Below are 12,848 nucleotides of genomic sequence, written 5' to 3'. Positions count from 1 at the left end.
CTGGGGTCACGGTCGAGCCGGGCGTGTGTCGCAAGCCCTGTGCCAGACTCCGGAATCATTCTTGTCTTCAGTCGCGAACCGCTCTGTTCTGGGACAAAGCGCACGGAAGAGCGGTCGGCGAGGGGCAGGAGCGGGACAGTCGTTTGGCGGCGATCTGCCATCGGGCTAACAAAAAGTGGCGCATTTCCGCCAGATTGCGCGCCCGGGTCAACGTGGCCGTTCCGCTGAAGGAACGGCCACGGCTTCAGAGCAGAATGGTGCTCCACACCAGCGCGATCAGGCTGAGGGACAGGAACTGGGCGGCGCTGCCCATGTCCTTGGCGCGTTTGGCCAACGGATGGATGTCCAGGGAAATACGGTCCACTGCGGCCTCGATGGCCGAGTTGAGGATCTCCACGATCAGTCCGAGAAACACCACGCCCACCAGGATGGCGCGTTCGGCGCGGGAAACGTCCAGCCAGAAGGCGAGGGGAATCAGCACCAGGTTGATCAGCAGCAATTGACGAAACGCAGCCTCGCCGGTGAACGCGGCTTTCAGCCCGGCCATCGAATAGCCGGTGGCATTGAGAATGCGCGCCAGGCCGGTACGACCCTTGAGCTGTCCGGCATCCACGGCCGGCGCGGTTTTCAGCTTCTCCATGAAGACTCCAACAGGGGGCAAGCGAGCCCGGATAAACGTGCGCAAGTCTAGCGGAGTTGCCCCACACTTGGCAGGGGCAGACCCGTACCAATCAAAGGATGAACAGCTCGTAATGCAGTTGCAGGTGCCGGCGTTCGTCGGAACGGCAGGCCAGCCAGTCCAGCGCTCCGCTGGCCTGGGAGTTGATGGCGTGGCGCTTGCGCGCCAGGGTCGGATGGTCGAGCACCAGCTTGCGCGACTGCCGCCAGGGCAGACTGACATCCTCGCCGGAGGCCCACTGCCAGGCCTGGATCGGCATCTCCACCAGGCGCGTGCCGAGCAGTTCGCAGGCGTCGCGCGCGGCATTGGCCACCGCCTCGCGATCGGGGTCGCCATCGTATCGCCAGGGTGAGAAGACCACGTCGTTGGGGCGCAGGTAGCGGAGCAGGAAATCCAGCAGGCTGTCATGCCGTGCGGCCAGCCGGTTCGGCGGGAAGCGGCCGCGCACCCACTTCATCTGCAAGGCTGGAATGCCCAGGCGACGCAGCGAGTCGGAATTTTCCAGCGCCTGCGCGACGCTGCGGCCCTGCGGCGGAGGGTCGCCAGCGCAGATTTCGTCCGTCACGGAAATCAGCTGCAGGGCATGGCCGCGCAGGCTGAGAATCTGCAGCAGCCCGCCGCAGGCGAGAACCTCGTCGAAGGGGTGGGTGGCCAGGATCACGGCGCGCTGGCAGGGCCGCAACAGACGGTCGAACTCGATCAGCGGTACCCGCTCGAGCTGAGCGCAGCCGAGCAGATTCCAGGGAGGCGCCTTGGTGACGTTGCGCGAATGCATGTCCATTTCCATTCGATCTCCATCGATGCGCAATCCCTTCGCGGACCCGCATCCTTTGTTGACGGCCACGCACGGTAATACTTGACCCGTTCATCCTTGAACCTGGCCGAGTTGAATTTCAGGCACGCAGGATTCGATGAAGTTCGCCACCAGCGTGCGGGCGAAGCCGCGAGATGACGGGCGGCGTGTTAGGCGAGGCGATCACCGGAGAACGTGCGCAGAAACTGCCGGGTTCTGGCCTGGCGGGGGTTCTCGAAGACTTCCCGCGCTTCGCCCTGCTCAACGATGCGGCCCTGGTCTATGAACACCACCCGGTGAGCCACCTCGCGGGCAAAGCCCATTTCGTGAGTGACGATCACCAGGGTGCGATGCTCCAGGGCCAGCGTACGGATGGTTGCCAGCACCTCGCCGACCCGCTCGGGGTCCAGTGCCGAGGTGGGTTCGTCGAAGAGCATCACCTGCGGCCGCATGGCCAATGCGCGGGCGATGGCTACCCGCTGCTGTTGCCCACCGGACAGGCTCTGCGGATAGGCCTGCTCCTTGCCGGCCAGCCCCACCTTGGCCAGCAGTTCGCGGCCCCGCGCCAACGCCTGGTCGCGCGGTTCGCCGAGTACGATCAGCGGCCCTTCGATGACATTTTCCAGGGCCGTGCGGTGCGGAAACAGGTTGAAGTTCTGGAACACGAAACCGACCTGCTGACGCAGGCGGCGCACCTGTTCCTTATGGCCGCGCAGCGGGTGGCCGACCTCGATGCGAATGTCCCCGACCCGGATGCTGCCGGCGTCCGGCGTTTCCAGCAGGTTGAGGCAGCGCAGCAGGGTAGTCTTGCCGGAACCGCTGGGTCCGATGATCGCCACCACCTCGCCAGCGGCCACGTCCAGATCGATGCGATCCAGCACCGTCTGGCCCCGGAACGCCTTGCTCAACTGCCGCACTTCGATCATCCCGCCTCCCGGGCATGCCGGCTGGCGCGCAGTTCCAGGCGGTTCTGCAGCCAGGACAGGCCGCTGGCCAGCACCCAGTAGATCAGCGCGGCAGCCAGATACAGGGTGAAGATCTCGAAGGTCCGCGCGGTGATCAGCTGCGCCTGGCGGAACAGCTCGGGCACCTGGATGGTGGCCGCCAGCGAGGTGTCCTTGACCAGCGAAATGAAGCTGTTGCCCATCGGCGGCAGGGCGGTGCGCGCCGCCTGGGGCAGGATGACCCGGCGCAGGGTCTGGCTGCCGGTCATGCCGATGCTGGCGGCGGCCTCCCACTGGCCCCGGTCGATGGCCGCGATGGCCCCACGCAGGATTTCCGACAGGTAGGCCGCCATGTTCAGGGAAAAACCGATCAGCGCGGAGGGGATGGGATCGAGCTGGATGCCCAGCTGCGGCAGTCCGTAATAGATCATGAACAGCTGCACCAGCAGCGGCGTGCCACGGATGAAGGACACATAAGCCTGTGCGCTCCAGCGCAGCAGACGCAACCGCGACAGGCGCATCAGCGCCAGGGCAAAGCCCAGCAGCAGGCCGAAGAACATCCCGCCCAGGCTGAGCAGCACCGTGTACAGCGCGCCGCGCAGCAGGTAGGGCGCCGAGTCGAGCAGCAGCCCCAGCAGCCCGTCGTTCATTGCGTCACATCGGCCTCGAACCACGTCTTCGACAGGGCGGCCAGGGTGCCATCGGCGCGCAGCTTGCCGATGGCGGCGTTGATCGCGGCCAGCAGCTCCGGGTCGCCCTTGCGCAGCGCCACACCGGCTTCCTGCCGGGCGAATGGTTCGCCGGCGAGTACCAGGGCGCCGCCGGTCTGGCGTATCAGCTCGAAGGCAGCCAGACGGTCGATGAGAATGGCATCGATGCGCCCGACCCGCAGGTCCTGGTACTTGGTGGGGTCGTCATCGTAGGTGCGCACCACGGCGTCGGGCACGTTTTCCCGTAACCATTGCTCGTAGTTGGTGCCCAGGCCGACACCCACCCGCTTGCCAGCCAGCTCGGCGGGGTTCGCGATACCGGCCTGGTCCTTGCGCACCAGGGCCTGGATGCCGGACACCGTGTAGGGATCGCTGAAAGCGTACTTGCGCCGTCGTTCCTCGGTGATGGTCACCTGGTTGATCACCGCATCCAGTCGCCCCGACTCCAGGGCCGCCAGGATGCCATCCCACTTGGTGGGCTGCAGGGCGGCGCGCACGCCCAGTTCCCTGGCGAGCGCCTGCGCGAACTCGACCTCGAAGCCGCTGAGCTGGCCACGTTCGTCCTGGAAGCTGAACGGCGGATAGGTGCCTTCCAGGCCGATGCGAATCTCGCCGCGCTGGCGGATCTGCTCGAACAGCTCCCCGGCGGAGGCGGTGAAGGGGCAGGCAAGGATCAACAGCAACAGCAGCAGTCTGTGGCGCATGGCAAGGCTCCGATCAGGAAGGGTAGGCGAACAGGGCCGGCGTGCCGCCGGTGTGCAGGAACAGCAGCGGGCCCTCGGCGAAGCGGGTCAGGGCGATGCCGTCGAGCAGACCGTCCATGGCCTTGGCGGTGTACACCGGATCGAGCAGCAGCCCCTCGCAGCGCGCCAGTTTGTGCAGCGCGGCCAGGGTGCCTTCGTTGGGCTCGCCATAACGCGGCCCGTGATATTCGTCCCACAGCTGCACGTCCAGACGGCTGGGGACTTCGACGCCGAGCAGGGCCGCACAGCGCTCGATCAATCCTTCGACTTTCGGCCGCTGGCTGGCCTCCGGACGCGACACGGTGACGCCGATGACCGGCAGCTCCGGCAGGTCATGGGCCAGCGCCAGGCTCAGCCCGGCCTGGGTGCCGGCGCTGCCGGAGGCCACCACCACGGCGGCGAAGCGCTGCCCGAGGCCGCGTAGCTGTTGCGCCAGCTCCAGCCCGGCGCGCACATAACCAAGAGCGCCCAGCGCATTGGAACCGCCCACCGGCAGCACGTAGGGGCGCTTGCCCTGCGCCCGCAGCCGATCGGCCAGTGCCTCCAGCTGCGCATCCGGCTCGTCCAGTGCGTCGACCTCCTCGACCGTGGCGCCAAACAGATCGAGCAGCAGGCGGTTGCCGTTATGCAGGTACCAGTCGTCGCTGGTGCCGATGGGGTTTTCCAGCAGCACCTGGCAATCCAGGCCGAGGCGGGCGGCGAGGCCAGCGGTCTGGCGCACATGGTTGGACTGGATCGCACCGGCGGTCACCAGGGTGTCGGCGCCGGCACGCACGGCATCGGCGCCCAGGAATTCCAACTTGCGCGCCTTGTTGCCGCCCAGGGCCAGCGGCGTCAGGTCGTCGCGCTTGATCCAGATGTCGCGGCTCATGTGGGCGGAGAGACGTTCCAGGCGCTCCAGCGGCGTGGCGGTGGGGACGAGTTCCAGGCGGGGAAAGCGCTGCAGGGCCGCGGTCAGCATGGCGGAGGCTCCGAAGGGGCGATCGCAGTTGACTATAGGCAAGCCATGCCCGGCGTTGGCCCGCCGTGACGAACTGGCCGGAAACCTCATGGTCACTCACTCACGCACTGTCGTTTCCGTGCCGCTTATCGAGGGGGAATCGCCATGCCCATCACCCCACGACCGATTGTTGTGTCTCATATCGACTCTGCGCAGGCGCCCCGGCACCAGTCCGCAACCACGCGCGCGCTCGCCCGCTGGCTGGCCGACATTCGCGGACTGGAATACGGCGGTGACTACGACCCGCAGCGGCATGCCGGCCAGCGCTGTTACCTGGTGCCCGCGCAGACCCTGAAAGGCGCGGAGCAGGCCCGCGCGTTCAACGTGCGCGGGCCGGACGATCTGTTCGGCGGCTACGTGGAGCGGGCCTTCATGGCCAGCAAGGTCATCACCCACCCGCTGGTATCGCCCCGGGCGACACGCCCGGAGGGCTGGATCGATGCCTTCGCGGCGCGCCTTCACGACTGCGCGCTGCCGGGATTCAGCGTGTTCTCCCGCGAGGACGCAGAGGTGGCCGCGCGCCAATTGCTGCCGCACGGCCCGCTGCGCATCAAGGCCGCGCGGGCCAGTGGCGGCCGCGAGCAGTGGCGGGTCACGGACGAAAGCGAGTTCCGCGCCTGGCTGACGGTGCCCGAGAGCACCGCGATGCTGGAAGGCGGCGTAGTGCTCGAGGAGGACCTGGCCGACTGCCAGACGTTCAGCGTGGGCCAGCTGTGGGTGGATGGCCGATTGCTCAGCTACTTCGGCAGTCAGCACCTCACCCCCGACCATGCCGGCCGGCTCGCCTACGGCGGCTCCGATCTGGTGGTGGCACAGGGTGACTATGACGACCTGCTGCGCCTGGATCTGGCCGAGCCGATTCGCCTGGCCATCGCCCAGGCCCGCTGTTTCGACGCCGCGGCCAACGCCCTGCTACCCGGTTTCTTTGCTTCGCGGCGCAACTACGACATGGCGCTGGGCCTGGATGCCCAGGGGCGCACGCGCGCCGGGGTGCTCGAACAGTCGTGGCGCCTGGGCGGAGCCAGCAGCGCCGAGGTGGCCGCGCTGCAGGCCTTCATCGACAACCCGCAGTTGCGCGTGGTGCGCGCCTCGTCGTTCGAACGCTTCGAGGACAAGCCGCTGCCGACCAACGCCACGGTGATTTTTCGCGGCGAGGACGACGAGCTCGGCTTCCTGCTCAAGTACGCCATGGTGGAAGCCTATGACGGCCAGGAGTGAAACGATCCGCATCCGGATCGAACAGGAGGTGATGGAAGGCACCTTCCTCAGCCCGCGCGCCCGGGTGCCGGGCGTGCTGTTCGTGCACGGCTGGGGTGGCAGCCAGCAGCGCGACCTGGTGCGCGCCAAGGGAATCGCCGGGCTGGGCTGCGTGTGCCTGACCTTCGACCTGCGCGGCCATGCCGCCGCCGAGGCGCGCCTGGCGCAGGTGACCCGGGAAGACAACCTGCGCGACCTGCTGGCCGCCTACGAGCGCCTGTGCAGCCATCCGGCGATCGACACCGATGCCATCGCCGTGGTCGGCACCAGCTATGGCGGCTACCTGGCCACCATCCTCACCAGCCTGCGGCCGGTCAAATGGCTGGCCCTGCGGGTGCCCGCCATCTACCGGGACGAGCAGTGGAACATTCCCAAGCGCCAGCTGGACAAGGTCGATCTAGCCCGCTACCGCCAACAAGCGATTCCGGTCGCGGACAACCGCGCCCTGCGCGCCTGCGCCGAATTCCGCGGCGATGTGCTGCTGGTCGAGTCCGAGCATGACGAACATGTGCCCCATGCGACCCTGATGAGCTACCGCGCCGCTTTCCGCCAGGCGCATTCCCTGAGTCACCGGATCATTGATGCCGCCGACCATTCCCTGAGTGACCGGATGGCCCAGGAGTCCTACACCAATATCCTGGTCAACTGGATCACCGAGATGGTGGTGGGCGAACGCCTGCGCCTGGTGCGCGACTGACCTGCGGGCGTGGCGCCGTCTAGCGATAGGGAATGATGGAAATCTTGCCGTTGCGTTCCAGGATGGCGTACTTGATCTGGTCCATGCGCTCCAATCCCTGGCCCTCGCGAGCCGCCTGGAGGATGTCTTCGTCCTGCAGGCGGGCCTCTTCGATGCGCGCCCTGAGCGGCCGGCCGTTCTCGACCAGCAGCGTCGGCGTGCCGTCCAGCCAGCGCTCCACGTTCTTGCTGCGCAGCTTGAGCTTGGACAAGCCGATATCGACGCCGATCAGCGCGCTGATCACCAGCACGCTGTTAGTGATGGAAAAATCATCGCCCAGCAGCGCCTGCTGGGTGGCTTCGCCGATGATCAGCAACAGGACCAGGTCGAACGGCGTGATCTCCGCCATGGTGCGACGCCCCGCCAGGCGAAACAGCAACAGCAGCGCGAAATAGATGGACACGGCCCGCAGCACTGCGTCCATGGCGGCCCTCCTCAGGGATAGATGAACTGCCAGAACGTCAGTTGCTGGTTGCCGGCGCGCACCCGATGGTGCACCGGGCCGATCTGCTGCGGACGCAGGCCGAAATGCACCGACGCCTGCCCCCCAGGGTCGAGACGCACCGTCAGCTTCAGTCCGCCGTGCTCGCTGGCGGCTGCCAGGGGCTGTGGCTGGATGGTCTCGATGTTGTAGGTGTCGAAGAACGGGGCTTCCAGCAGCAGGTGCCGAATTTCGCCAGGCGCGCCCCGCAGCGTCACTTGCAAGGTGTCGCTGGCATCCTGGCGCTGGAACCGCTGGTAGCGAAGTTGCAGTGCTTCATCGGCGGTCAGGCGCTGCTGAGTGCTCAGCGGCCCCCGGGAAAACAGCCCCAGCAGCGCAAGTACCATCAGCCCCAGCAATAGCAGCCAGCCGACGCGCTCCAGTTTCCAGAGCTTGCGCTGGAACGCGATGTCGTCCTCGACCGGATAATCGCGGGGCCTGAAGTCATCCGAGCGCATGGGCTGACCCTTCCTGCACGGGGCGTGCAGGGTTGGGCAACAGCCCAGACGAATGATTCCGGCCAGACGGCCGGCCCGCGGAGGGGTCAGAAGTAGGGGAGTTGCAGGCGTTTATGGAAATAGCCGATGTGGCTTTTCTGCAGGGGGCCCTGGTGGGCAAGCAGATCGCGTCGCACGCGTTCCAGCACGTCGTTGATCAGCACAGGGTTGCGCTGTTCCTGCGCCGTCACGACCCGGCGCAGCACCTGGGTGTCGTCGGAACGACGGTGCAGGGAAAGAACCAGTGAAGCATCCGGGCGCAATTCTCGGGTGATCCGGTAATCCTTGGAGAGCACTTCGATCAGATAATCAACAGGGCTTTCTTGTTTTGACATGTTCTCGTCCCTCTGTGATGCAGCAGTGACATTCCTGAATGTAGCAGTGGGTCGGGACCTTCCCCACGCCATGCGACCGGCTGCAGCCCTTGGGACGCAAGGCTTCCGGGCACCGTCCGGGCTGTTCGCCGCCTGGCAGCGTGCGGGCCCGACCGAAAAGGCCATCCATCCCGCGTCTCGAACCGCACGCAGGGCTGGCGGTCTGCCCCTTATCCCGAGACCCATCGCCGTGGAGAGTCGCCATGAACGCCATAGAGCTGCTCAAGCAGGACCATGACACCGTGCGCAAACTGCTGGAGCAGCTGAGCTCCACCACCGAGCGGGCCGTCAAGACGCGCCAGGAGCTGCTGCACCGGATCGAACAGGAGCTGACCGTGCATACCCAACTGGAAGAGCAGATCTTCTATCCCGCCTACAAGCAGGCAGGCGGCAAGGATGCGGCCATCATGGACGCCGAGGCCCGTGAAGAGCACCGGACCGTGGAGGCGTTGGTGCTGCCGGACCTGTTGCAAACTGACCCGGCGAGCATTCCCTTCACTGGCCGCGTGAAGGTGCTCAAGGAGCTGCTTGAGCACCATATCGAGGAGGAAGAGGGCGAACTCTTCCCCGAAGCCGACAAGCTGCTCGGCAAGCCGCGCCTGGAAGAGCTGGGCGCGGAAATGGAAACCATGAAGAAGGGGCTGAAAAAAGCCTCCTGATGCGCCGCGCCTAGCGCAGGCGCACCTGGCGGCTGCGTTCCACCAGCAGGGCGCAGGCGTTCGACGAGCCGGCCCAGAAGCCGTCCAGGGTCTCGCGCCCGGGCTCGATCAACTGACCGCGCGGATCCAGCAGCACGCCCCCGGCAGCCTTGAGCAACGCCAGGGCGGCGCGCAGGGTGCGCTGCGGCACGCTCTGGCTGCCCAGCGCGCACACGCCGTCACCGGCGGCGACTCGCGCCAGACGGTAGGCCGGATGCGGCACCAGCTCGAGCTCGGCCGGCGCGCTCCATTGCCGCAGGCGTTCGTCCGCCCGATCAGCCAGGACCTGAACCCCTTGCTCCAGGCGCATCCGGGGCAGGGTCGGGGCCACTGGCGAGCCGTTGCGCAGCAGGCCGTCCAGGCCCGACGCCCAGGCGATGCAATCCGCCAGTTCGGGCGCCATGACCAACGCCAGCATCGGCTTGCCGTCGCGCAGCAGTGCGATGCTGAAGGCGCCGCCATGCAACGCGGCTCCGACACAGCCTTCCACCGTCCACACCGTGCGCTGGCTGCCTTCCGCCTGGCAGGGCAGCAGGGCTTCGAGACGCTCCTTGAGGAACTGCTCGGTCTCACGCTCGGTGCGCAGGCGTTCGACATCGCTGGCGAAGGCTACCGCCAGGCGCGAGCCGGCCTCTGCGGCCAGCGGCAGTACGGCCTCCAACAACGGACGACAGTCGTCGGGGCGCAACGCCAGTGCCTGATACAGGCCCGGCGCCGTGGGGCGTGCCGCGCTCGCCTGGGCCAGGCGCAACTGCTCGGCGTATTCCTGGCGCGCGGCTTCCAGCTTGTCGATCTCGCGCTGCGCCGCTTCCAGACGCACGTCCAGCACCTGCGCGGACGTTTCGGCCTGGGCAAGGCGTCCCTGCAAGGTCGGCAGTTCGGCGGACAGGCGCTCCTGTTCGCGCCGCAACTGCGCCGCCTCGGTGAGCAGTCGCTCGTTGTCGCGGTGCAGGCGGGTCAGTTCATCCTGCTTGACCAGCAGGCTCTGCTGCGACTGGCGCAGCTCCATTTGCAGCTGCTGCAGCTGGGTCTCATGGCGACGCTGATCCTGCTCGCGCTGTTCGCGACTGGCCTGGCGGTAGTGCTCCAGTGCATCGCGGGCGTGCTGGTGCTTGTCCTCCAGCGAACGGATCTGCCCATCACGGTCGTCCAGCCGCGTCTGCAGGTCCTGCGCGGCCTGCAGGGCGCGGGCCAGCTCCAGGTCACGCTGTTGCAGCTGCTCGCGCAACTGTTCATGGGCTTGCTCGCGCTCGGCGAGGAGGGTGCTCAGCTCGGCCTGTCGCGCTTGCAGCTGGCTTGCCCGCACGTCGCTGTCCTGCAGGCGCGTCTGCCATTCCAGGCGCTCGCGGGCCAGCTCGGCGCGCTCATCGGCCACGCTTTCGGCGGCCTCTTGTTCCAGCGCCTCGGCCAGACGCGCCACTACCTGACCCAGGCGCTCGCTGATCGGCAGACCCGGGTCGGCAGCGGGCAGGGCGACGCCACGGCCCTCCAGCTCCTTGAGACAGCGATGAATGGTGCTCTTGGAGCCGGTATTGCCCAGCTCGATGCGAATTGCATCGATGCTGGGATGCTCGCCGCGAGCGAGCAGGGCGTCCCTTGCCTTCTGCACCAGTGCCTTGTTGATGCCGCTGCGTGCCATGTGTGCTCCTATTATTTCGTAGCGATTTTACGTATTACATATATACATACCAGTATGCCGATAATTTAAGCAATGACTAACAGCGATTAAAGATAAGATAATGGAGGCTTATCACAGGTTAACGCCGTTTCAGGTCACAATCAGGGCTGCGCGGTACAGCGGGAGAGGACATGAGCGACGTCGAGCGCTATCTGCAGGCCGGCACCCGGGACAACACCCGGCGCAGCTACAAGGCCGCCATCGAGCACTACGAAGTGAGCTGGGGTGGCTTCCTGCCGGCCACCAGCGACAGCATCGCCCGCTACCTCGCCGAACACGCCGGCACGCTGGCGCTCAACACGCTCAAGCTGCGCCTGGCCGCGTTGTCGCAATGGCATGTCAGCCAGGGCTTTCCCGATCCCACCAAGGCGCCGCTGGTGCGCCAGGTGCTCAAAGGCATTCGCAGCCTGCATCCAGCCCGGGAAAAGCAGGCCGCGCCGCTGCGCCTGCAGCAATTACAGCAGGCGGCTGACGTCCTGGAGCGCCAGGCCGAACAGGCGCTGCAGGACGGGGATCGAAGCGTACTGCTGCGCGTGCGCCGGGACCGCGCGCTGCTGCTATTGGGTTTCTGGCGCGGCTTTCGCAGCGACGAGCTGTGCCGCCTGCGGGCGGAACACATCGAGGCGGTGCCCGGCGCCGGCATGACGCTGTACCTGCCGCGCAGCAAGGGCGATCGCGACAACCTGGGCGTTACCCACCAGGCCCCGGCGTTGCGCCGGCTCTGTCCGGTACAGGCGTATCTGGACTGGATCGGCACCGCCGGAATCAGTCACGGCCCGGTGTTTCGCCGCATCGACCGCTGGGGGCGCCTGGCGGAGGAGGGACTCAACCCCAATAGCCTGATCGCACTGCTGCGCCGCATCCTGGAACAGGCCGGCATCCCGGCGGAGGCCTACAGCAGCCACTCGCTGCGCCGTGGTTTCGCCACCTGGGCGGCGGGCAGCGGCTGGGATATGAAGGCGCTGATGCAATATGTCGGCTGGAAGGACATGAAATCGGCGCTGCGCTATGTGGATGCCACGGCGTCGTTTGGTGGGCTGGCGGTTGAGCAGCGGCCGCAGGAGCGGCTCACAACCGAGAGCCTGGGGTCGCCTGCAACCCCGCTGGCCGGCGTAAAGCCGGCCCTACAACGTCCCGGTCAGGACCGGCGGATGGACGAGGAGCCCGGATAACCCCCTGTGGGGCCGGACCTGCCCGGCCTAACGCTCACGCCCCGCCTCGGCATAGAAATCCTGATCCAGGATGCCTGGCAGGCTGAGCAGGATGAAATCGATCAGGCAGCGCACCGAGGGCAGCATGCCGCGCGGGCTGGGGTAGGTGAGGCCCAATACGCTGGTCTGCCCGCTCCACTCGGGCAGCACGCGCACCAGCAAGCCGTCGCGCAGGCTGGCCTTGAGCAGGGTGCCGTGCAGAAAGGCGATCCCGGTGCCGTGGATAGCCGCCTCCAGTTGCACCCGGATGTTCCGAGTCACCAGCACCGGGCTGTGGTTGACCACCACCGGCACCGCGCGCTCCCGATACAGCTCCCAGTAGCCGGCGCCCTCGGAGATCTGCTCAGGCCGGCACAGGGTCGGAAAAGCGCTCAGCTCATCCAGCGTGCGGGGGGCTCCGTGGCGTGCGAGGAACTCTGGGCTGGCGACCAGGATCGGACAGGAATGCCCCAGCTCCCGGACCACCACGCCGCTCGGTTCGCCGACTCGCTCGCGGGTAATGACCCGCAGAGCGATGTCGACCCGGTCGGCAAACAGATCCACATCGCTGTCGGTGGCCTCGATGACCACCGACACCTTCGGATGAGCGCGCAGGAACTCCGGCAGCACATGGGCCAGATAGCTTTCGGAGAGCAGCAGCGGCGCACTGACGCGCACGGTACCGGAGGGCTCGGCCTGCAGTTCGGCCAGGCATTCGTAGGTCGCCCGCATGCTTTCCAGGGTCGACAGGCAGTGCCGGTAGAAATGTTCGCCCGCCTCGGTGAGCACCACCGTGCGGGTAGTACGGTGCAGCAAAGCCACGCCCAGCTGTTTTTCCAGCGCCGTTACCCGGCGGCTCAGGCGCGACTTCTCGATACCCGTGGCTCGCGAGGCAGCGCTGAATCCCCCGTGCTTGACGGCGAGGGCGAAAAGTTCGAGATCGCTCAGATTGCTCATGACTGCTCGTTTCGTTGCAGAACTGCAACGCACTTTAGCGTTTTGCCTCGATTATCTATACCAGCGCCGCAAGTATAGTGGCGACCCGGTACCCCCCAGGGTAGTAATGAG

The 12,848-nt window shown here is 66.7% G+C and carries 14 protein-coding genes and 1 pseudogene; 4 read left to right on the top strand and 11 right to left on the bottom strand.

Going from position 1 to position 12,848, the window contains the following annotated elements:
* Window positions 1–244: 244 nt before the first annotated feature.
* From VL129_RS15645 to VL129_RS15620, 6 genes are all read right to left on the bottom strand, one after another.
* Window positions 245–640 (bottom strand): diacylglycerol kinase, encoded by a 396-nt coding sequence (locus tag VL129_RS15645; RefSeq protein ID WP_325414313.1) that lies wholly within the window; start codon window positions 638–640, stop codon window positions 245–247.
* A gap of 91 nt (window positions 641–731) precedes the next feature.
* The gene (locus tag VL129_RS15640; RefSeq protein WP_325414311.1) at window positions 732–1,454 is read right to left on the bottom strand and encodes a PIG-L deacetylase family protein; all 723 of its coding nucleotides are present in this window, start codon (window positions 1,452–1,454) and stop codon (window positions 732–734) included.
* Between the two features lie 188 nt (window positions 1,455–1,642).
* Entirely contained in the window at window positions 1,643–2,398 is a 756-nt protein-coding gene (tcyN, locus tag VL129_RS15635) for an L-cystine ABC transporter ATP-binding protein TcyN (RefSeq protein ID WP_325414309.1), read from the bottom strand.
* Window positions 2,395–3,066, bottom strand: coding sequence for a cystine ABC transporter permease (gene tcyL, locus VL129_RS15630; protein ID WP_325414307.1), 672 nt, complete (start codon window positions 3,064–3,066; stop codon window positions 2,395–2,397). The genes tcyN and tcyL overlap by 4 nt, the downstream gene beginning before the upstream one ends.
* Complete coding sequence (gene tcyJ, locus VL129_RS15625) at window positions 3,063–3,830, bottom strand: cystine ABC transporter substrate-binding protein (protein WP_325414305.1); 768 nt, start codon at window positions 3,828–3,830, stop codon at window positions 3,063–3,065. Before tcyJ ends, tcyL begins: the two co-directional genes overlap by 4 nt.
* Before the next feature lie 13 nt (window positions 3,831–3,843).
* A complete protein-coding gene (locus VL129_RS15620; protein ID WP_325414303.1) occupies window positions 3,844–4,830 on the bottom strand; it encodes a D-cysteine desulfhydrase in 987 nt (328 codons plus the stop codon).
* Between the two features lie 144 nt (window positions 4,831–4,974).
* On the opposite strand from VL129_RS15620, the gene VL129_RS15615 reads away from it, so the two are divergent.
* Together VL129_RS15615 and VL129_RS15610 are read left to right on the top strand one after the other, a co-directional pair.
* Window positions 4,975–6,087: a DUF3182 family protein gene (locus VL129_RS15615; RefSeq protein ID WP_325414301.1), complete on the top strand. Its 1,113-nt coding sequence runs from the start codon at window positions 4,975–4,977 to the stop codon at window positions 6,085–6,087.
* Window positions 6,071–6,823 carry an alpha/beta hydrolase family protein gene (locus VL129_RS15610; RefSeq protein WP_325414299.1) on the top strand — a complete coding sequence of 251 codons (753 nt, stop codon included), beginning with the start codon at window positions 6,071–6,073 and terminating at the stop codon, window positions 6,821–6,823. Before VL129_RS15615 ends, VL129_RS15610 begins: the two co-directional genes overlap by 17 nt.
* A gap of 19 nt (window positions 6,824–6,842) precedes the next feature.
* Here the strand turns inward: VL129_RS15610 and VL129_RS15605 are convergent, their stop codons facing one another.
* The 3 genes from VL129_RS15605 to VL129_RS15595 form a co-directional block, all read right to left on the bottom strand.
* Window positions 6,843–7,286, bottom strand: coding sequence for a DUF421 domain-containing protein (locus VL129_RS15605; RefSeq protein ID WP_325414297.1), 444 nt, complete (start codon window positions 7,284–7,286; stop codon window positions 6,843–6,845).
* A gap of 11 nt (window positions 7,287–7,297) precedes the next feature.
* Window positions 7,298–7,801, bottom strand: a complete 504-nt coding sequence (locus VL129_RS15600) for a hypothetical protein (RefSeq protein WP_325414295.1) — start codon at window positions 7,799–7,801, stop codon at window positions 7,298–7,300.
* Window positions 7,802–7,887: 86 nt separating this feature from the next.
* The gene (locus VL129_RS15595) at window positions 7,888–8,175 is read right to left on the bottom strand and encodes a DUF3509 domain-containing protein (protein WP_325414293.1); all 288 of its coding nucleotides are present in this window, start codon (window positions 8,173–8,175) and stop codon (window positions 7,888–7,890) included.
* Between the two features lie 242 nt (window positions 8,176–8,417).
* Between VL129_RS15595 and VL129_RS15590 the strand changes: the two genes are divergently transcribed.
* Complete coding sequence (locus tag VL129_RS15590) at window positions 8,418–8,873, top strand: hemerythrin domain-containing protein (protein ID WP_325414291.1); 456 nt, start codon at window positions 8,418–8,420, stop codon at window positions 8,871–8,873.
* Between the two features lie 754 nt (window positions 8,874–9,627).
* Here the strand turns inward: VL129_RS15590 and VL129_RS17235 are convergent.
* Window positions 9,628–10,551, bottom strand: a pseudogene (locus VL129_RS17235) (DNA-binding protein); the annotation flags it as partial.
* A gap of 170 nt (window positions 10,552–10,721) precedes the next feature.
* Here VL129_RS17235 and VL129_RS15580 point away from each other — a divergent pair.
* On the top strand, window positions 10,722–11,762 hold the full coding sequence (locus tag VL129_RS15580; protein WP_325414288.1) for a site-specific integrase: 1,041 nt from the start codon (window positions 10,722–10,724) through the stop codon (window positions 11,760–11,762).
* Window positions 11,763–11,789: 27 nt separating this feature from the next.
* On the opposite strand, the gene VL129_RS15575 is transcribed toward VL129_RS15580, so the two are convergent.
* Window positions 11,790–12,737: a LysR substrate-binding domain-containing protein gene (locus VL129_RS15575; protein ID WP_325414286.1), complete on the bottom strand. Its 948-nt coding sequence runs from the start codon at window positions 12,735–12,737 to the stop codon at window positions 11,790–11,792.
* Window positions 12,738–12,848: the final 111 nt, after the last annotated feature.

Origin of the sequence: Pseudomonas sp. (assembly GCF_035497915.1) — a bacterium.
Lineage (GTDB): Bacteria > Pseudomonadota > Gammaproteobacteria > Pseudomonadales > Pseudomonadaceae > Serpens.
Note: the sequence above shows the minus strand (reverse complement) of the source record. Positions and strands in the feature narration are given on the sequence as shown.